Source organism: Nostoc sp. CMAA1605, from assembly GCF_021596505.1.
Classification (GTDB): Bacteria; Cyanobacteriota; Cyanobacteriia; order Cyanobacteriales; family Nostocaceae; genus Trichormus.
Genome location: NZ_PJIZ01000002.1, coordinates 47,075 through 65,989, shown reverse-complemented (window position 1 = coordinate 65,989; position 18,915 = coordinate 47,075). Strand labels below are relative to the sequence as shown.

The 18,915-nt window shown below is 41.7% G+C and carries 21 protein-coding genes and 1 other RNA gene; 9 read left to right on the top strand and 13 right to left on the bottom strand.

Annotated elements, in window-relative coordinates; genetic code table 11:
- Positions 1-7: 7 nt before the first annotated feature.
- Positions 8-958, top strand: coding sequence for an NAD-dependent epimerase/dehydratase family protein (locus CV014_RS01185; protein WP_236140341.1), 951 nt, complete (start codon positions 8-10; stop codon positions 956-958).
- A 158-nt stretch (positions 959-1,116) separates the two neighbouring features.
- Here the strand turns inward: CV014_RS01185 and CV014_RS01180 are convergent, their stop codons facing one another.
- Together CV014_RS01180 and CV014_RS01175 are read right to left on the bottom strand one after the other, a co-directional pair.
- Positions 1,117-1,770: a glycoside hydrolase family 24 protein gene (locus CV014_RS01180; RefSeq protein ID WP_236140437.1), complete on the bottom strand. Its 654-nt coding sequence runs from the start codon at positions 1,768-1,770 to the stop codon at positions 1,117-1,119.
- A gap of 375 nt (positions 1,771-2,145) precedes the next feature.
- A complete protein-coding gene (locus CV014_RS01175; RefSeq protein WP_236140340.1) occupies positions 2,146-2,802 on the bottom strand; it encodes an NAD(P)H-binding protein in 657 nt (218 codons plus the stop codon).
- A 177-nt stretch (positions 2,803-2,979) separates the two neighbouring features.
- Here CV014_RS01175 and CV014_RS01170 point away from each other — a divergent pair, with 177 nt between their 5' ends.
- Positions 2,980-3,639, top strand: coding sequence for a DUF1997 domain-containing protein (locus CV014_RS01170; RefSeq protein ID WP_236140339.1), 660 nt, complete (start codon positions 2,980-2,982; stop codon positions 3,637-3,639).
- Positions 3,640-3,923: 284 nt separating this feature from the next.
- Here the strand turns inward: CV014_RS01170 and CV014_RS01165 are convergent, their stop codons facing one another.
- Positions 3,924-4,394: a DUF4079 domain-containing protein gene (locus CV014_RS01165; RefSeq protein WP_236140338.1), complete on the bottom strand. Its 471-nt coding sequence runs from the start codon at positions 4,392-4,394 to the stop codon at positions 3,924-3,926.
- 95 nt (positions 4,395-4,489) lie between these two features.
- Positions 4,490-4,672, bottom strand: a complete 183-nt coding sequence (locus CV014_RS01160; RefSeq protein WP_236140337.1) for a hypothetical protein — start codon at positions 4,670-4,672, stop codon at positions 4,490-4,492.
- A gap of 83 nt (positions 4,673-4,755) precedes the next feature.
- Between CV014_RS01160 and CV014_RS01155 the strand changes: the two genes are divergently transcribed.
- Both CV014_RS01155 and CV014_RS01150 read left to right on the top strand, forming a co-directional pair.
- On the top strand, positions 4,756-6,039 hold the full coding sequence (locus tag CV014_RS01155) for an ankyrin repeat domain-containing protein (protein WP_236140336.1): 1,284 nt from the start codon (positions 4,756-4,758) through the stop codon (positions 6,037-6,039).
- Between the two features lie 618 nt (positions 6,040-6,657).
- Complete coding sequence (locus CV014_RS01150) at positions 6,658-7,134, top strand: cobalamin biosynthesis protein (RefSeq protein ID WP_236140335.1); 477 nt, start codon at positions 6,658-6,660, stop codon at positions 7,132-7,134.
- Between the two features lie 132 nt (positions 7,135-7,266).
- On the opposite strand, the gene CV014_RS01145 is transcribed toward CV014_RS01150, so the two are convergent.
- Positions 7,267-7,623, bottom strand: a complete 357-nt coding sequence (locus tag CV014_RS01145) for a phage holin family protein (protein WP_236140334.1) — start codon at positions 7,621-7,623, stop codon at positions 7,267-7,269.
- Between the two features lie 135 nt (positions 7,624-7,758).
- Positions 7,759-8,676 (bottom strand): peptidoglycan-binding domain-containing protein, encoded by a 918-nt coding sequence (locus CV014_RS01140; protein WP_236140333.1) that lies wholly within the window; start codon positions 8,674-8,676, stop codon positions 7,759-7,761.
- On the opposite strand from CV014_RS01140, the gene CV014_RS01135 reads away from it, so the two are divergent.
- Positions 8,675-8,851: a hypothetical protein gene (locus CV014_RS01135; protein WP_236140332.1), complete on the top strand. Its 177-nt coding sequence runs from the start codon at positions 8,675-8,677 to the stop codon at positions 8,849-8,851. The two genes, CV014_RS01140 and CV014_RS01135, sit on opposite strands and share 2 nt — an antisense overlap.
- Here CV014_RS01135 and CV014_RS01130 read toward each other — a convergent pair.
- Positions 8,820-10,118, bottom strand: a complete 1,299-nt coding sequence (locus tag CV014_RS01130; protein ID WP_236140331.1) for a M16 family metallopeptidase — start codon at positions 10,116-10,118, stop codon at positions 8,820-8,822. The genes CV014_RS01135 and CV014_RS01130 overlap by 32 nt on opposite strands.
- Positions 10,119-10,271: 153 nt before the next feature.
- Complete coding sequence (locus tag CV014_RS01125) at positions 10,272-11,540, bottom strand: M16 family metallopeptidase (RefSeq protein WP_236140330.1); 1,269 nt, start codon at positions 11,538-11,540, stop codon at positions 10,272-10,274.
- 84 nt (positions 11,541-11,624) lie between these two features.
- On the opposite strand from CV014_RS01125, the gene CV014_RS01120 reads away from it, so the two are divergent.
- The gene (locus tag CV014_RS01120) at positions 11,625-11,765 is read left to right on the top strand and encodes a hypothetical protein (protein WP_236140329.1); all 141 of its coding nucleotides are present in this window, start codon (positions 11,625-11,627) and stop codon (positions 11,763-11,765) included.
- Positions 11,766-11,804: 39 nt separating this feature from the next.
- Here CV014_RS01120 and ssrS read toward each other — a convergent pair.
- From ssrS to CV014_RS01105, 3 genes are all read right to left on the bottom strand, one after another.
- A non-coding RNA gene (gene ssrS, locus CV014_RS01115) (6S RNA) lies at positions 11,805-11,988 on the bottom strand.
- 159 nt (positions 11,989-12,147) lie between these two features.
- Positions 12,148-13,290, bottom strand: coding sequence for a 5-(carboxyamino)imidazole ribonucleotide synthase (locus CV014_RS01110; protein WP_236140328.1), 1,143 nt, complete (start codon positions 13,288-13,290; stop codon positions 12,148-12,150).
- Positions 13,287-13,778, bottom strand: coding sequence for a pentapeptide repeat-containing protein (locus tag CV014_RS01105; protein ID WP_236140436.1), 492 nt, complete (start codon positions 13,776-13,778; stop codon positions 13,287-13,289). Before CV014_RS01105 ends, CV014_RS01110 begins: the two co-directional genes overlap by 4 nt.
- 560 nt (positions 13,779-14,338) lie before the next feature.
- Here CV014_RS01105 and CV014_RS01100 point away from each other — a divergent pair.
- The gene (locus CV014_RS01100) at positions 14,339-14,659 is read left to right on the top strand and encodes a hypothetical protein (protein ID WP_236140327.1); all 321 of its coding nucleotides are present in this window, start codon (positions 14,339-14,341) and stop codon (positions 14,657-14,659) included.
- Between the two features lie 77 nt (positions 14,660-14,736).
- On the opposite strand, the gene CV014_RS01095 is transcribed toward CV014_RS01100, so the two are convergent.
- Positions 14,737-15,288: an AAA family ATPase gene (locus tag CV014_RS01095; protein WP_236140326.1), complete on the bottom strand. Its 552-nt coding sequence runs from the start codon at positions 15,286-15,288 to the stop codon at positions 14,737-14,739.
- A gap of 401 nt (positions 15,289-15,689) precedes the next feature.
- Here CV014_RS01095 and CV014_RS01090 point away from each other — a divergent pair, with 401 nt between their 5' ends.
- The gene (locus CV014_RS01090) at positions 15,690-16,217 is read left to right on the top strand and encodes a PEP-CTERM sorting domain-containing protein (protein WP_236140325.1); all 528 of its coding nucleotides are present in this window, start codon (positions 15,690-15,692) and stop codon (positions 16,215-16,217) included.
- 270 nt (positions 16,218-16,487) lie between these two features.
- Here the strand turns inward: CV014_RS01090 and CV014_RS01085 are convergent, their stop codons facing one another.
- Complete coding sequence (locus CV014_RS01085; RefSeq protein WP_236140324.1) at positions 16,488-17,357, bottom strand: shikimate dehydrogenase; 870 nt, start codon at positions 17,355-17,357, stop codon at positions 16,488-16,490.
- A 252-nt stretch (positions 17,358-17,609) separates the two neighbouring features.
- Here CV014_RS01085 and CV014_RS01080 point away from each other — a divergent pair, with 252 nt between their 5' ends.
- Positions 17,610-18,761, top strand: coding sequence for a homospermidine biosynthesis protein (locus tag CV014_RS01080; protein WP_236140323.1), 1,152 nt, complete (start codon positions 17,610-17,612; stop codon positions 18,759-18,761).
- The last annotated feature ends 154 nt before the right edge of the window (positions 18,762-18,915 follow it).

The following is an 18,915-nucleotide window of genomic DNA, read 5'->3' as shown; positions in this document are numbered from 1 at the left end:
AGAGAACATGACTAAAGTTATTGTAACTGGAGCAGCAGGATTTATTGGCTCTCATCTAGCTGAAACTCTTCTAGAACAAGGAAAACAAGTAATTGGTATTGATGAACTTAACAATTATTACGACCCCATATTCAAACGTAAAAACCTTGCTCACTTACAAAGTTCGCCTAACTTTACTTTAATTGAGAACGATATTCAAAGCTTAGATTGGTCAAAATTGCTGCAAGATGTAGATGTAGTTTATCATCAAGCTGCCCAAGCAGGAGTTAGAGCCAGTTGGGGTCAAGGTTTTCGTGCGTACACAGAACGCAATATTAACGCTACACAAGTCATACTAGAAGCAGCTAAAGACGCTAAACAATTAACTAGATTTGTGTTTGCATCTACATCTAGCGTCTATGGGGATGCGGAAACCTTACCAACTCATGAAGGTATTCCTCCACAGCCAGTTTCGCCCTATGGAATTACTAAACTAGCTGCCGAGCGTTTGTGTGGACTATATCACAAAAATTTTGGTGTGCCTTTTGTGGCTCTGCGTTATTTCACTGTTTACGGCCCCAGACAACGCCCTGATATGGCATTTCACAAATTTTTCAAAGCTGTTTTACAAGATGAAGCAATTCCCATCTATGGTGATGGACAGCAAACACGAGACTTTACTTTTGTCAAGGATGCTGTAGCGGCAAATTTAGCAGCAGCTACCGTACCTGAAGCTGTGGGAGAGATTTTTAATATCGGTGGTGGTAGCAGAGTGGTTTTAACAGAAGTCCTCAACACAATGGAAAAAATCGTCAATAAACCCATCAAAAGAAACCACATCGAAAAAGCAATGGGGGATGCTAGACATACGGCGGCTGATGTTTCTAAGGCACGACAAATTTTAGGCTATCAGCCGCAAGTGTCTTTGCAAGAAGGTTTATTCCAGGAATGGCATTGGGTGAAGGCTTTGTATAGTTAAGTTATTCCCATGGGGTTTGTTGACTGTTAACCGTTCACAGTCAAGTAATTTTAAGATTTTGTATTTGTGGTGGCGGGTTTTATCATGTTGGAAAAACAGATATTTTTCAAATCCGCCCTTACTTTATATTCAATCCAAAATCCAAAATCCAAAATTCTTTACGGTTGCTTGACTTGGGGCTTAATCTTGGGACTGGGGGTAGCTGCATTAGCTGCGTTGGGTTGATTAGCTATAGTTAATTCTTCTTGGAGCATTTTTTGATAAATCTTGGGCAAAGATTTACTAATAGAATTGGTTTCGATGCCATAACCCAGACTTGTCCATGTGGGGGAGAGTCGCCGTAAAACGTCGTTGATTTTTCCTTGACGCAACTGTTGGGAAATATCAACTCCCCAGACACTAGAATCATTTAACCAGCGATAAACTACTATGTCTTGATATTCTGGCTCAAAACTATAGTTAGACCAAAACATCATGTTGGCTGGTTTGGGGTGATAGCGGGGAGCAATATGAAACCAAGTGGTATTAATAATTTGATATCTACCAGCAGCAGTAGAACAATTTCCTGTATTTGGCCCTACAGGGATAGTTACGCATATCTCAGGATGCTTACTTAAGTCAGTGATTTGCTGTCCACCATATAAGAGAGAATAGGGACGCTTGCTATTGGCTTCACTGGCTGAGATAGTACGCATTAAAGCGCGAACGTAAGGATCACCCCCTTGCATCACCAAAGGTGGTAAATTATTCCCGAAGATCGGATCAGAAGGCGATCGCAAATCCCCAAACACATACCATTGAAATAAGTACACAAAGGCAAGTAGTGCGGCTATGGGGCCGATAAACTTTTCCACCCCTTTGAGTTCAACGCTTTTCAGAGTTTTACTCCTTGCAAATTCACTCTCTTAAGTAACAACAGCAACAGACGTATATATTTCGGCAAAGTTCGGAAATAGTCATTAGTCATTAGTCATTAGTCATTAGTCATTAGTCAGTAGGGGCGGGTTCTGTGAGAGATTCGCATTTTGAAACAGATATTTTGGTTAAACCCGCCCGTACATTAGTCAGGGCTTTAAGTATTCTCTGGGTTTATAACAAGAAATCAGTATAAAGTCTTGAAAAAAAGAATGCTTTATCGTTTTTAGCTATGGACTGTTGACTATGGACTATGGACTATTGACCATTAACTAACATTGCTGAAACAATTCTCCAAAGCTTTTAGCACTGGCTTGTGGTTTGGCTACTATCTCGACGATTTTATTGTGTGCAGATGGCTCAAATAATGTTTCTACACAAACTTGGGCGACTTTTTGTCGAGGAATGCTACCGTCAAATAATGTATCAGCCCCCTGCATGACGATCGCATCCGTATTATCTTCATTTTTTAATCCGCCAGGACGGACTATTGTATAAATCAGACCGCTTTTTTGTAGGTACTCTTCTGCTTGTTTTTTCCATACCAAAATTAACCAAAATAAATTCAACGGATGGAAAAACTGGGAGACGCACAAGGAGGTTACTAAGATAAAATTCTCAATGCCCTTGGCTTTGGCTACATCCACTAAATTTTTAGTGCCTTCAAAATCTACCTTGTAAGGGCCAGTAAAATCAAAACTTGGTTTGGCACCAGTGGCACACAAAACAACTGTACTATCACCCAAGGCAGTAGTTAAGCTTTGTGGGTTTAATACATCACCCACCACTAATTCAGCATCAGCTGGCAAAATAGCTCTAGCTACCTCTATATCCCTGACTAAAGCACGCACAGGGATGTTACGTGCTAATAACTCTTGTACAATGCGGCGACCTGTTTCACCTGTTGCGCCGGCTACAAATGCTTTCATCGAAAACGCTACCCTGGGAAACTAGTGTGTGCTTGATCCGTTTTATATTTTAGTGATTTTATGAAGTTTATGACAAAATTATAAGCTTTCAGTCAAAATGGAAGTTTAGTGCTAACCGACCCATTCAACCTGGGAATCATAAACATAGACAAACGCCATGCTAGAGGGGAATGCTTCATGCTTTCGACAAACGGCGAATACCAATCTTTAGAAATTACAGAAAAAATTGTCCCCGTTGCTGCTAACATCCCAGATACAGAAGCCACGGGTACAGAAATCACTACAAATACTCAAACTAAATTTTATGGTCATTATGCCGACTGCATGGAAATGTACGCTCCAGCCAGCACAGTTGGTGAATATCTGAACACCCATGCTAGCTGGTTTTGTCGCTGTGCTGAACCTATGAAGGTACAGCCTCTCGGTGAAAATGGTTACGCTTTGACTATTGGTAAGTTTGGTGCGTTTGGTTATGAAGTCGAGCCGAAAATTGGCTTAGAGTTGTTACCCCCAGAAAACGGAGTTTATCGCATTCGCACTATTCCTATCCCTGACTATCAAGCACCCGGCTACGATGTAGACTATCAAGCGGCTTTACAGTTCAAAGAAGATGAAGGTGAAGTCACACGGGTAGAATGGGAATTAGATTTGGTCGTTTGCATACATTTCCCGCGATTTATCCAGCGTTTGCCCCAGTCTTTAATTCAGGCTACAGGCGATCGCCTACTTAACCAAATAGTCCGCCAAGTTTCTCGCCGACTCACCCGCAAAGTCCAAGAAGATTTTCACAATACTTTTGGTTTACCTTTTCCAAAACATTTGCTGAAAAAGTGGTGAGGTAGTCAATAGTCAATAGTCAATAGTTAAAGAATGGAGAGTTTTGCTTTTTGGTTTGTGTGTTTAACCAGCAACAAAAATAAAAAGAATAAAATCTCTAGACTACATAATATATTGCAATGTGCAACTTATTTTTAAAACCCCTCTCAAAACCTCTCACCTACAAGGAGAGAGGCTTTTATTTTTGCTCCCCTTCCCTACAAGGGAAGGGGTTGGGGTTAGGTTTCAGAGAAAGTTGCACACGGCGTTAATATAACTGTTGACTATTGACTAATGACTATTGACTACGCCTTAGAAAGTATTCTTTGGACGATTTCTACACCACTGATGGCTTGCCAGGTAAACAGTCCTAAAATCACGAAATTTAAGATAATGTGACTCACGCGCGCCCAATTAGCACCTTTTTGCATAAAAGGAGATAGGGCGGCTGAAAATGCTATTAAAGCCGTCATTCCTAACCCAGCTAATAGGTGCGGCCCCACAAACAATTTACCGTTGTTAATGTACGTGACAGCCATCCCGCCAATTGCACCAGCTACCATCAAAGCCAAAATTAATGAGCCTATTTGGTAGTGTTTAATGTTATATCTACCTTTAATTAATTCTTTCTTTTCTTCTCCTTGGGCGTTACGAGTACGCTGTACTTGCAAGCCTAAATAAGCAGCATAGAGTGAAAGTGCTAGTAACACCCACATAATTAACGGGTGAAAGAAATTTAGCCAATATTTAACCGAGGCAGACAGTTCCAAACTCATCGTGTTCTCACCCAATTCTTAAATCTTAATAAAAATTAGCACAATTTCATGGGTGATTGTTGAGTCAATGGTCAATAGTCATTAGTCAATAGTTATTAGGGAAAAGGGAACAGGGAACAGGGAACAGGGAACAGGAAACGGTTTTTCTCATCCTCTACCTTGTCTACCTTGTCTACCTTGTCTACCTTGTCCCCCCAATCCCCAATCCCCAGTCCCCAATCCCCAGTCCCCAGCGAAGCACTGAGCTTGTCGAAGTGTCCCCAGTCCCCAGTCCCCAACCTCCCACTTGCCAAAGTAGCAAAAGCATCTGAGACTAAATTCTGAGACTGAATAAATCAAATTTCCCAGTCGGAACTGATTCATGATTGACAACAATGATGCTTTGTTGCTGAAGGCTGCTAAAAGTGGTGATTTAAAGCGGTTGGATGCGCTGTTGGCTGCGGGTGCAAATGTAGATGTGTGCGATCGCGACGGAACTACAGCGTTAATGTTTGCTGCTAATCTAGGTTATACGGAAATTGTGCGATCGCTTTTAGATGCAGGGGCAAATATTAATTTAACTAGAAAACGCTACGGTTTAACGGCGTTAATGCTGGCTGCTAGTGCTAATCAATTAGATATTGTGCAGATGTTAATCTTTAGAGGGGCTGAGATTAACGCGACTAATGAAGATGGCAGTACGGCTTTAATGGTAGCGGCACTGAAAGGTCATAGCAATGTAGTACATACTTTGCTCAAGACTGGGGCTGATATCAATTTGTCAGATAAAGATGGTGATACGGCTTTGAAGCTAGCTGTCAAACATGGAAAAGCAGCTGTAGTACAGTTGATTTTACAACATGGCGCGGATGTTAACAGTCAAGACGAAGATGGGGAAACCTTGCTCATGATGACGGCTGACTTGGGAAATTTAGAGGTAGCCCAAGCATTGCTAGCGGGTGGAGCTGATGTCAATTTCAAAAATCAAGACGGTGGAACTGCACTTTTTGCAGCTGCGGCGGCTGGGCAGGGAGCGATCGCCACTATACTACTAGAGCAAGGGGCTTTAGTTAATCATCAAGATCAAGATGGCGAAACAGCTTTAAACCTTGCTGTCATCGAAGGATATCTAGATGTAGTGCAGATTCTACTCAATCGGGGTGCTGATCCTCAACTGAAAAATCATCTGGGTGATACACCCTTAATAGTAGCCGCATTACAAGGACACAGTGAGATAGTGCAAGCATTACTCAACTATGGCGCAAATGTACATGGGGATAATCAGGGTGAAACTCCTTTAATCTTAGCTGTCTCCCAAGGACATACACAGACAGTCAAGGTATTGTTAGATTATGGGGCGAATCCTCATGCTACAGCTAACGATGGCAAAACTGCGCTAATTAAGGCAGCAGAACGCAACTATCACCAGATAATTCAGTTACTGTTAGGCAATGGTGCAAATATTAATGCTCAAGATGCAGCTGGGGCTACAGCTTTGATGTGGGCTGCATCTGGAGGTTATGGTACAGCAGTCCAGACGTTAATAGCATCTGGGGCTGATATGAATTTAAAAAACCGTGGTGGTTATAGTGCTTTGATGCTAGCAGAATTTAATGGTTATAGAAGTATTGTGCAGATTTTGCAGCAAGCAGGAGCGCAAAATTAGATACAAAACACTCTACTAATTCGCAGTAGAGTTGTGTAGCAAAGGCTGGCAACTCAAAAATTTGTGGTTCTCTTGTACATCTTTATACAACTATTGGAAGTTATAAATTTTGAACAGTAATCAAGCAAGAATGATCAAAAATATCTGTTGTTTTGGCAACAAATTTTATCTAGAATCTTTTGATAAAAGCAGTTGTCTTAGACAACTTGACAACTAGTAAAAAACACGGTATTAAATTAAATACTGAATCAAAAAACTGTTACAGAAATGAGAAACAAAAATTCTCAGATTTAAGTCGTAGTTATATAAAGTGACTGCGGCTGATATGGGAAGAAATTGAAACACCGAAAGTAGACCAGGTAAAAAATCTTTTGCTTCACGGATGCCAAAGAAGCGAAATTAGAACAGTATATTTACTTTCTAGTTTTTACCTTGTCATCCCTCCGGCGTTTCCTACTGTGCTAGATATGCTTAATATAGAGTTTTTCATTTCTGATAACAGTATTCTAACTATCAGTTTTTCTGTATTTTAGTAAACGCCAAAAAGCTAGCATCTACTCATGTAATGGAAAACCGAGGTACGGAAAGTTATCGACTCTACCGACTAGAAATCTAAGATTGGATTTAAGATTGGAAAGTATTCCTCAAAAAAATCCATTAATTAAAAACTTGTGGCTGGGAATAGGCTGTAAATCAGGGATTTCTACTGAGTTATTATTAACAGCCGTTGATCAAGTTTGCCGTAATTATGAACTCAGGTTAGCAGCGATCGCTGGCATTGCTACTATTGATATTAAAGCTAGAGAAATCGGCTTAGTAGAGTTTTGTCGTAGTCGTGGCTTACCTTTAACGACTTTTCCCGCCGAGATGTTATCTCAAGTTGTGGTGCCGCATGGTGACATGGCGATCGCTAAAATAGTAGGAACACCAAGTGTAGCCGAAGCGGCAGCAATTTTAGCCGCCTCGCAGACAAATTTAGCAGTCAAGCTGATAGTTCCCAAACAAATTATCCGCCTACCAGAGCAACCAGGAGCAGTAACAATTGCCGTAGCTCAAACCCTGCTGACTAATGACCCTCCGAATTTTAGATTTTAAATTTTGGATTTTGGATTAATTTGAGTCAAAGCCCCAGCGTGGGTAGAACAAATCTAAAATAATCGTTGCGCTGCATCCCTGTATAGATGCAATAAATCTAAAATCTAAAATCCAAAATCTAAAATTGGTTGACTACTCCTCTACACCTCTTAAAATGTAGTTAATTACACTAGAAACTATAGATAATACAATTGACCCTAAAAAAGCAGCTAACGGGCCATCAATTACAAAATAGTCACGAGGCGTGAGAATGCTTGCTAACCAAAGTAAAAAAGCATTCAGCACTAATGTAAATAAACCAAAAGTTAATAGAGTAATAGGAAATGCCAAAAAACCTAAAATTGGTTTGACAAAAGCATTAACTAACCCAATAACGGCCACAGCAAGTAGCGCAGCCACAAAACTCTTTACTTCAAATCCTGGTACGATATGGGCGGTAATTAACAAAGCCACCGCAGTACCCAGCCAAGTCAACAGGAAGTTTTTCATATTTTGTCAAGAAAAATGAGCCTCACCAGAAAACATCCGAAAAAAAGCAATTGGTAATTGCTAATTGATTTTGTGAGTTAACAATTACCAACTATCACACAGCAGAGATAAGTGACTTTTTCTACCACAAATAATTTAACGCCGTTGAGAGGAACGTTGTAATAAAGCCTCCCAAGTAGCACCACCAACTACACCATCAGGATTAATCCCATAGCGTTTTTGTGCTGCTTTCACTGCCGTTTCAGTCATTACGCCGAAGTAACCATCTACACTACCCTTGAGAAAACCTAATTGACTCAATCTTGTTTGTAACTTACTAACCTCTGGGTTACTCATCCCCACGCGCAAAATTGGCCAGCCTTCGGTAGTGTACTGCACACCAGCAATGCGGTTAGCTGGCGGAGTCGGACTTAAACGAGTGGTATTACTTGGGTTTTGTCTGGAATTCGTAGTCCTAGAAACTGGCGTAGTTCTAACCACCTGATTATTTGGGGGTTTAGTCGGTGTCCGGTTGGGGGTAGGCTTAGTCCCAACAACTTGATTAGGAACAGCGCGGGGATTAGCTGGCCTGGGTTCAGGTCTATTGTTAATGACAGTAGCAGGTTGAGTAGGAACGGGAAAATTAGATGGGGAATTATTTGTTGCCGTTGATGCTGTCAAAGGTTGGTTGGGGAAGAGTTTTTGCCAAGTAGCTGCATCCACAATACCATCTGGACTCAAGCCCACCGTTTGTTTAAATTGAGAAACTGCATTGGCTGTTGCTTCATTATAGTTACCATCCACTGCACCGGAGTAAAAACCCAACAGTTTCAGAGCCGCCTGAAGTTCCGAGACACGTTCACCTTGACTACCAACCTTGAGAGTAGGACGACTGATCCCAACTTGTTGGGCTATTTGTTGGGGTGTAGTAACTGCGACTACAGCCGATAGGCCAAGGAACACAGACGAACAAGAAAACAACAGTAACCAATAAAACCGACTTGTGCTGCAACAGCGAAATGTCTTGAGTAAATTTAAGTAACTCACAATACTTGCTGTCAGGCTACCTTTCATGGAAATTGCTCCCAGAACTTCTGTTGCTAATATTACAACCGCGTGGGGTTATTTAGTAGTGGGGACTGGGGATTGGGGACTGGGGATTGGGGATTGGGAAAGCAGGGGAAGAAAAACTTCACTCAGCACTCAGCACTCACAACTCACAGATCAGCACTCAAAATCGCGCGGTTAATCGCTTCTTCTTGACCTACCAAGGAAATATAAGGTTTCTGGAAGTGGTGACGGGCTGTGATTAAAGCGTCTTGGGAAGTGACAGCAGCCATTAGTTCTTGAAATTTTTGGTCGTAGTCGATTCCTAAGCCTAAAATTTCGTACCAACCGTAGATTTGGGCAATTTGTCCGTTTGTTTGTTTACCTAAAGCATACTGTCCTAAAATTTTGTTTTTGGCAGTTTGCAGGCTAGTTTCAGACAATTCTGTGTTACAAAGTAACTCTACTTCTGTATGTAATCCTTCTAAGGCAATGGTGGTATTTTCTGGGGCTGTACCCATATAAACTAGAAATGAGCCTGGATATAGCTTAGTTGGGTAAAAAGCTGAAACTTCGTAAGCTAGACCTCGTTTTTCTCGTAATTCCACAAATAGGCGGCTAGATAAGCCATTACCTAAATAGGTAGAGAGCAATTTTAATGGCGCGTAATCAGGAGAATTGACGGCTGCACCTAAATAACCCAGCATGACGATAGATTGCTGTGTCTGTACAGGTTTGAGTTGGGATTGTGGTTCTACTGGAATTTCCGGTAAATTACTGGTTGGCGTTGCTTGTTCTGGAATTTGCCAATCTCCAAAGACTGACTCAACTAAAGTTATGGCTTCATGACTGGTGATGTGTCCAGCAATGCTAATAACTATATTGTCTGGGCGAAAATAAGTTTGGTGATACTCTACTAAGTCGGTTTGGGTGATATTGTTGACGCTGTTTTCATCGCCCATGACTGACATTGCATAAGGATGATTTTGGTAAATTACCCGCCGCATTTGTTCCATCGCCAAAGTGAAGGGCTGTTCTTTTTGGGAACGAATACTATTGATGGTTAAACGCCGTTCTAGTTCTACTTGGGTAGTGGGGAAAGTAGGCGATCGCAAAATCCGTCCCGCCAGTGATAATATCTGAGAAAAATCCTCTGTCACTGTCTTTAAGGACATTAAAAAATAATCAGTCGATGTGTCTGCACTCAAACTAGCTCCCACAGATTCGACTTCTTCCGCAATTTCCATACTAGAAAGGCCATCACATCCTTTAGTGATGACTGCTGCTAGTAAATGCGCTAAACCTGCTTTTTCTCGCGGTTCGCAGCAACTACCCGCACGGATAAAAATTCTCCCCGCAATAATATCCGCAGCCGGATTTTCTGCTACTAGCACGACAATACCGTTGTTTAATACAGTGCGATGAACAGGGGAATTGTTAGACAAAGAAGGATTCACAGTTTGAGTCATTGGTTATTAGTCATTAGTCATTAGTCATTAGTCAATAGTCATTAGTCATTAGTCATTCGTTTTTCTCCCTCTGCTTCCCCTGGCTCCCCCTGCTTCCCCTGCTCCCCCTGCTCCCCCTGCTCCCCCTGCTCCCTCTAAACTCTCTGTCAGAACCTAGCATGGTTTCATCACGGTTACAGCGTAATCTTGCACTGAAAGATACTGTTGGGCTAATGTTTGCAGTTCTTGGGATGTGAATGATTTAATTTGCTGGGGGTAGATAACGGATAATTCCGCTTGGGCGATGGTGTTGTAATATCCATACATTCCACTGATCTGATTTGGTGTTTCGGTGGAAAAGGCGTATTCATTACATAACAGCCTACGTGTACGAGCTAATTCTTGTTCGGTAACACCTTGGTTATGGATATCATGCAAATGCTCAAGAATTAATGTTTCTACTGTTTCTAAGTGTTCTGGTTCTACCCAAGCTGTGATTGTAAATAAGCTCGCCTCACGTTGTAGAGAGAAATTGCTGCAAATTCCTTGGACTAGTTGTAGTTCTTCTCGTAAATCACGCACTAAACGAGAAGTCCGGCCTTCTGCCAATAATACTGATAATAAATCTAAGCCATAGGCAGCACGCAGTTGTTCTACCCCTGGTACTAGCCACGCCATCAATAGCCGTGCTTGTTCGATGTTTGGTAGATACAATTCTTGACGGCTTACCCCATTAATCATGGGTTTAGTGACTGGTGTAACTGGGGGACATTCTCCACGTTTACCAAATTTACTAAATGATCTGTTAACTAAATCCCAAGCTAGCTGTTGACTAATTCCCCCCGTTACCACTACTGTCATATTTTCGGGTTGGTAGTGTGTACGGTGAAAACAGCGCATCGCCTCTGGTGAGTGCTGCATTAATTCTGCTTCGTTCCCCAAAATTGAACGTCCATAAGGATGATCTTGGTAAACACTTTGCAGCAAAGATTGAAAACCTACCCAATCAGGATCATCATAGCAAGCGCGGATTTCTTCTAAGACTACATCTCGTTCACGCTCAAATTCACTGTCTGGAATGGCGGCGTTAACTAGTAGTTCTCCTAAATGCGGCAGAGTATCTTCTATATAATTAGCCGCAGTCGTCAAGGAATAATTAGCATAATCATAACTTGTGGCAGCATTACTGACTCCACCTGTATTTTCGATATTGTGGTCGAACATTCCCGGATCTAGGGTGGCTGTACCTTTAAAAATCATGTGTTCCAAGAAGTGAGCCATTCCAAACCAAGGTTCTGGCTCATGTATAGTTCCAGCCTTTACCCATATATCAGCCACCACTACGGGTGTAGAGGGAATTTCTTGATGAATTAACGTTAGACCATTATCTAGCCGGGAAACCGAAGCTGGAAATACAGGATTTGTCAATGAGGATTTTAACAATTTTTCTATTCTTAACTAAAAATTAAGTTAGGTTTTAGTTATCGTAACTCTGATTTGTATCTCATTAAGCATCATATGATACAAATGGCGTTAAGCTTTTTGAAGTTGGGATTGGGGATTGGGCATTGGGGACTGGGGATTGGGCATTGGGCATTGGGCATTGAATTGGAAAAGTTTACCCCTACACCCTTACACCCTTACACCCTTACACCCCTAAAAAATTAAAGCTCCCAATTTCAATGAAAAATGGGAGCTAGAAATTTTGAGTTCACCGCAACGCCGTTTTACCTAAGTTTATGACCTGGTTAAACCAGGTGGGTACCGATTTTGCCCGTTTAAAGTTTCCGAGTACAAGCCCGGTCTACTGCCACGGGGAATATTTGGTTCCCTTTTTCTTAAAGACATAGATCAAAAAACTTGATGGCAGTCACCAACGTCGCAGTGCAACTCACTCATTATAGCTTCTCAAAGTGGATTGTGTGCAAGTTGGGCATGGGGAATTGGGAATTGGGAATTGGGAATTGGGAATGGGGAATTGGGAATGGGGAATAGAATCTACCTTGTCTACCTTGTCCCCCTTGTCTCCCTTCCCCACACGCTCAATTCTTCAACTTGAGTACCAGATAGATTCCACAGTCTGGGCAATTTCTGCGGCTATGGTTGGGTGATGATTTTCTAATAAGACGGTGACGTGTCCTAGTTTGCGGCCTGGGCGGGATTCGGTTTTGCCGTACCAGTGGACGTGGGCTTGGGGAATGTTGGCTAATTGTTGGCGTTTGTTTTGATAGTCGCTTTGAGAGGTTTCGTAACCTAATAAGTTGACCATGATGGCGGTTGCATATTGTAAGCTGGGATCGCCTAAAGGTATACCACACACAGCTCTGAGTTGTTGCTCAAATTGGGAGGTGGCGCACGCGTCTAGGGAAAAATGCCCGGAGTTGTGGGTGCGGGGGGCGATTTCGTTAACTAGGACTTTACCGTCGGTTGTGAGAAATAATTCGATGGCAAATACACCGACGAATTGGAGGCTGTCTAATAGTTTATGGGCGATCGCTTCTGCTGTGGCAACTTGTTCTGATGTAATATTCGCTGGGGCGATGACTCGCCGACATACTTGTTGTTCTTGCTGGGTTTCTACCACAGGATAGATGACAATTTCTCCATCAACCCCACGGGCTGCAATTACGGCTAATTCTCGTTCAAAGGGGATAAATTCTTCGATTAAAAATAGAGTTGGGTTGTTTTTGCTGAACTCTAATTTCTCTTGTAAGCTGGCTGCATCACGAATGATAAAGGTTCCTTGTCCGTCGTAACCGTGACGACGAGATTTTAAAACGACGGGAAAACCAAAGTCTGCAATTTTGGTTGTAATCTCTTCCTGTTGTTCAATAGCAAAAAATTGGGGAACGGGTAGCCCTAAGTCACGTAAATAACAACGTTGATGATATTTATCTAACAAGGGTGCTAGGGCTTCTAATCTAGGACGAAAGCAGACACCCTGATTTGCTAACTGTGATAATGCTGCTAAATCGACAAATTCGTTTTCAAAGGTGATGACATCGCATTTTGCTGCTAACTTTTTTGTGGCTTCAGCATCATCTATTGCTGCCAATATGGTATCGTGAGCGATCGCCACTGCTGGATCTTGGCTGCTAGGTGTCTGCACTATCAACTCTACCCCTAGCTTTTGCGCTGCACTTCCCATCATCCAGGCTAGCTGTCCGCCACCAATTACACCTACACGCTTCATGAACATCCTAAAGAATCACGAGTTTCTACACCTGTTTGCGAATTTACTCCGCTAGCTTTTGTACAAAGTTCTTTGATTTGTGCCTTGTCTAAAATTGCATCTGTAAAGTCTGCGCCTTCTATGTTCACATTATTAAAGATGGCACGGAGTAAAAGAGCTTCTTTAAAAACGGCATCGCTTAAATTAGCCCCTGTTAAGTTTACCTGATCTACCATTGCATTCGTTAAATCTGCTCTGTGGAGGTTGGCTTGTGTCATCACAGATGCACTTAATACTGCTCCCCTTAAGTCAGCACCAGTAAAGTTTGTCATTTCTAAGTTAGCGTTAGAGAATTCCGCCGCTTGTAAACTCTCACCGGAAAAATCATGGCGGGATAATTCTGCGTTGCTAAATGATAGGGGATGTGTCCAGTCTACTGCCCAAACGGGGAAAGGCAAGCAAAAAACCATGATCCCCAAGGCTAAGATCAATGCTTTGCACCAAAACATCTTTAGGTAATTAATTTGCTGCTTCATTTTGTACGTTCCTGATGATTAAGTGTTTTGGATTATTAACAGCTTAACATTTTGTTATAAATGCTTGGCAATGCCTACACCTTGAGGATTTGTATGACTTTTGGAGAGATAGATACAACTCTAGGTAGTAGAAAAATTATTTAATGATCAGATATATTTAGATTCAGTCAAATAAATTAAGTGTTTACTCTAGCAATAATTTACAATTCTTGACTTTAAATTGTGATTTTTAGGGTATAAATATTTTTAATTGAGATTATGCGATCGCGATGTAATTTACAATTCTTCAAGTTGATATTTCCAAGTAAAGTTTATTGTCAATTATGTTTTATAGCCGAGATTGACTGTTAGTCTTTTAATCATAAAGAGCATTAAGCTTATAAAGCATAATCTTCTGATGCTTAAAGAGCTTCTGCATGGGGAGTATTGACCAAGATTCATATTGACTGCTAAAACTCTGAATCAGTCTGCTGGACTGGGATTTATTGTTCCTCATTAGACAAATTCAACAAGCCTAATAAGTAACTGCAATTATGACACACTACTCTATTGAATGGATCGAAGCTTGGTGCGAAGAAAATGGCTGGACAGAACTATTTGTAGAGCGACGGAATCATTACTGGGCGTTTCCTCCAGGTTGTGTCATGCCTGAACCAATTCCTAGCCATGTCCTCAGAAGTATTAAATCTGAAAAAGGGCTGACATTTGAAGAAAAGATTTGGTCAACTTCAGCAGTTGTTAGTACGGTTTTAGCAGTTATTTCCACCTTCGTTTTGAGATGTCCTATGCCATTAGTTTTTGCTTTTGCTGTCAATGCAGTTACAGTGGCGCAACTTGAACCAGAGGATGTCTAAGTTATTTAATTTGAAATTTGGTTTTTACTCCTCTATACTGCCCTTGGTATCACTTCCGTCTAAGGGCAGTTTTTGATTTAATGTTTGCAGTTTCTTAACCATTCATCTGTCATTTGGGGAGATTTGAATTGTATGACTGATAGATGGGAATATTTTGGTTGTTGAAATAGCAGAAGATATTTTTTTCGGTTTTGGTGATGTGTTCTTAACATCCACAAAATAATAGAATCTTGACTGAAAAACGATAGTTTAAAATCTTCACGATTACCATTCCAAAGTTCTTCTTTCTGCCAAGAACGCCGCCATGTCCGCCGCAGCAGTCGCCCCATAACTAACCAAAAGTTATAATCGAGAAATAGAATTGTGTCGGCTTGACTCCAAATGATATCACGAACTTGACTATAGTTACCATCTACAACCCAGCGATCGCCACTCAAAGCCTGTGTAACTCGTTCTCGAAACACTTCATCCGCCGCCGGAGTCCAATTCTGTTCCCAATGCAGTGCGTCTAATTCGATGTGAAGAATTTGCAAGTGTTGAGCGACTTTTCGGGCTAAAGTTGTTTTTCCTGATCCTGTAGTCCCGACAATCGCAATTTTTTGACCACAATGCTGACAGCTTTCTTGCATAGATGATTTACTATATAGCTTTATAGAGGAATCCGCTTTGATTACTGAAATCATTTGCGTAGTAAGGGAATAGGGAACAGGTAAGAAAAAATAAGAAATAAAAGTGTACCTAGCTTCGCAGAAATCAAATATAGGAATCCGCTTTGATTCCTGAAATTATTTGCGTAAGGAGGGAACAGGGAACAGGGAACAGGAAAGAATCAAAGTGTACTGAGTTCTTTCCAAAAATCAAATAGGAATCCTATATGAGTCCTATGTATGGTAATCCGACTTGATTATTGAAATTACTTACGTAGGTAAGAAATAGGAAACAGAGATTTATTTTTTATCTTTACCTCCAATTAAATTAGACTTAAACTCATGACCTCAAGATTATCTCGTTTGTAGTGAGGGAAACTGAGATGAAATGGGGTTCAAGTTTATTGCTAACTGTCGCTAGTTTAACTTTAGGATTAGCCAGTATAGATGTAAAACCAACTACGGCGGCGATTGTTAATTATGCTTTTACAGTTGATAGTCCCACGAAAAAAGGTAATGGACTGTTTAGCTTTGATGATGCAACTTTTATTGATGGTGCAGCAAAAGTGCAGTCTCTAACTTTTAAGTTTGATGATGAATCTAATATTTACACTGAGCAAGATGATTTCGACTACCCAGACTATCCTATTGTTTTTCTCAACAATTTTTCTACGGGTAAAAATGTTTTTGCGCTAGACTATGCTTTTGGTGTTCAAAATAATCCTGCAAGTTCTATCGCTTATGAAATCGCTGGTGAAGATTTTACAATTTACTCCAGAGACCCTGCTAATACTGAGTTTATATCTGGTACTGTTACCTATGCAAAAGTCCCTGAACCTACTATATTAGGAGGGATTTTATTGGTGGGTACTGTTGCGTTGATGAAGCAAAAGAAAAACAAGGTTAACTAAAATAGCGAAACGAGATTTGTTGAGCTATTCCTAGTAACTAGCATTTATAAGCCAATACGGTTCAGTTAAGACTAAAGTCTGGGGTTTTTGAAGTAAGGAAAAGTTAGTAGTAAGGACTTCAGTCCTTAGATGAGGACTAAAGTCCTTATTACAAACTATTTTCTTAACTGTTTACCTGAATTTCCGTGAAATTCAGTAGTTGTTGTTTGTTGTCTGTTGTCGGGTTCAATCCAAAATCTAAAATCTAAAATCTAAAATCTAAAATTGCTCTCAACCCAAACCTAATTGCTTTTTCAAAGCTTGACGCATGACATCTACGGGTATGTCGTCTCGCTGTAACCAGATTTTTAATGCAGCCACTCCTTGTTGGACTAGCATTTCTAAGCCATCAATGATAATTGCACCTTGTTGGTGTGCATATTGCAGAAATTTTGTCGGCTGAGGAATATAAATCAAATCATAGGCGATCGCATCTGTTGGTAAATTCGCCATTTCGTCTATACTCACAGGAGAATCATCAACTTTGGGATACATCCCCATCGGGGTAGTGTTTACCAATAAGCCAGCTTGAGGAATCAGTTGTGTAAGCTTATCCCAACTATGCACTTGTAAATTCTCTGCGATGGGTGAATTTGCCCAACTTTGTTGAAATTCGCGCAATTTATCGAAATTACGCCCTACCACATGAATTTTAGCAAAACCTAGCTGATGACAACCTGCAACTACTGCCCTAGCTGCACCACCATTTCCTAAAATCACTGCAACTTTCTGCTTCCAATCCTGTTGATAGGTGGTTTGCAAAGGGTCAATAAATCCAATAATATCAGTATTTGTTCCTACCCATTTGTTATCTTTGCGGCTAACTGTATTAACTGCACCTATAGCTTGAGCTAGGGGTGTAATTTCCGCCATTAACGGCATAATTGCCTGCTTATGGGGAATAGTCACACTAAAACCCACAGTCCCCACCGCCGCCAAACCAGCGATCGCTACCTCTAAATCATGCGGATCAATAGGTAGCGGTAGATACGCATAGTCTAAACCCAAATGAGCGATCGCTGCATTGTGCATCACCGGTGAAAGAGAATGTCCCACCGGATACCCAATTACTCCTAGTAACTTAGTTTTGCCTGTAATCATGGTTGTTAGTCAATGGTCAATAGTCAATAGTCATTAGTCAATAGTCATTAGTCAATAGTCATTAGTCAACAGTCATTACTTCTACCTTGTCTCCCAGTCCCCAGTCCCCAGTCCCCAGTCCCCAATCCCCAATCCCCAATCCCCAATCCCCAAAATATCACACGTGTGCAAAGATAACTCCGCCCTTCTCCCCTACTTACCTTTATTTGCTGTAATACTATATTCGGCGCGTTTACTGTTAGGGAGTCTCTTATGGCGAAACATTTGGGTAAGAAAATTGCACCTATACCGATGTCAGCAGATATCAGTGTAGTAGATTTGATTGATAATTACTTCACTGCGTACAACTCGGCGCGGTTGCGGGAAGCTTGTCAGTTATTGGCGCGGGATATTTTAAAAGATGGTGTTACTGTGGGCGTTAGTCTTTCTGGTGCTATGACACCAGCCGGTTTTGGTGTGTCTGCATTAGCACCCCTGATTCGTAATGGTTTTATTGATTGGATGATTAGCACTGGTGCAAATCTTTACCATGATATGCACTATGGTTTGGGGTTTGAGTTGTTCGCAGGTAGCCCATTTTTAGATGATGTGAAACTGCGGGATGAAGGAACAATCAGAATTTATGACATCATCTTTGGGTATGATGTACTACTAGAAACAGACGCATTTATCCGTAAAATACTGCAAGCTGAACCTTTTCAAAAGCGCATGGGAACGGCTGAGTTTCATTACTTGCTGGGTAAGTATGTGCGAGAAGTCGAAAAGCAATTAGGTGTGCAGCATTCTTGTTTGTTAGCTACAGCTTATGAATGCGGTGTGCCTATCTATACCTCTTCACCTGGGGATAGTTCCATTGGGATGAACGTGGCGGCTTTAGCGTTGGAGGGTTCCCAGTTGGTATTAGACCCAGCTATTGACGTAAACGAAACGGCTGCGATCGCCTACAATGCCAGAGAAGGAGAAGGTAGCAGCGCAGCCGTCATTCTCGGTGGTGGTAGTCCGAAAAACTTCTTACTGCAAACCCAACCGCAGATTCACGAAGTCTTAGGTTTAGAAGAGAGGGGACATGATTTCTTTGTTCAGTTCACCGATGCTCGTCCTGATACCGGTGGCTTATCTGGTGCGACACCTTCCGAGGCTGTGAGTTGGGGTAAGATTGACCCAGAAGAATTACCCAGCACCATAGTTTGTTACACCGATAGCACCATCGCCATCCCCCTAGTGACATCCTATATTCTCAACCAATGCCCACCCCGTCCCCTCAAGCGGTTGTATGATCAACGTCCGGCCTTACTAGACAAACTCCGCACCGATTATTTAGCCGCCAAAGACCAACCAAAAGAAAAAGTCGCCACTGACACGGAAGTAGCCACTTATCCCTGTGGGACACCGATTCGGAAGTAGTTAGGGGAGGCAGGGGGGCAGGGGGCAGGGGGCAGGGGGGCAGGGGGCAGGGGGCAGGGGAGACAAGGAGTTTTAGATTTACTCCAATCCCCAGTCCCCAATCCCCAGTCCCCAATACTTCGACAAGCTCAGTACAAGTCCCCAGTCCCCAATC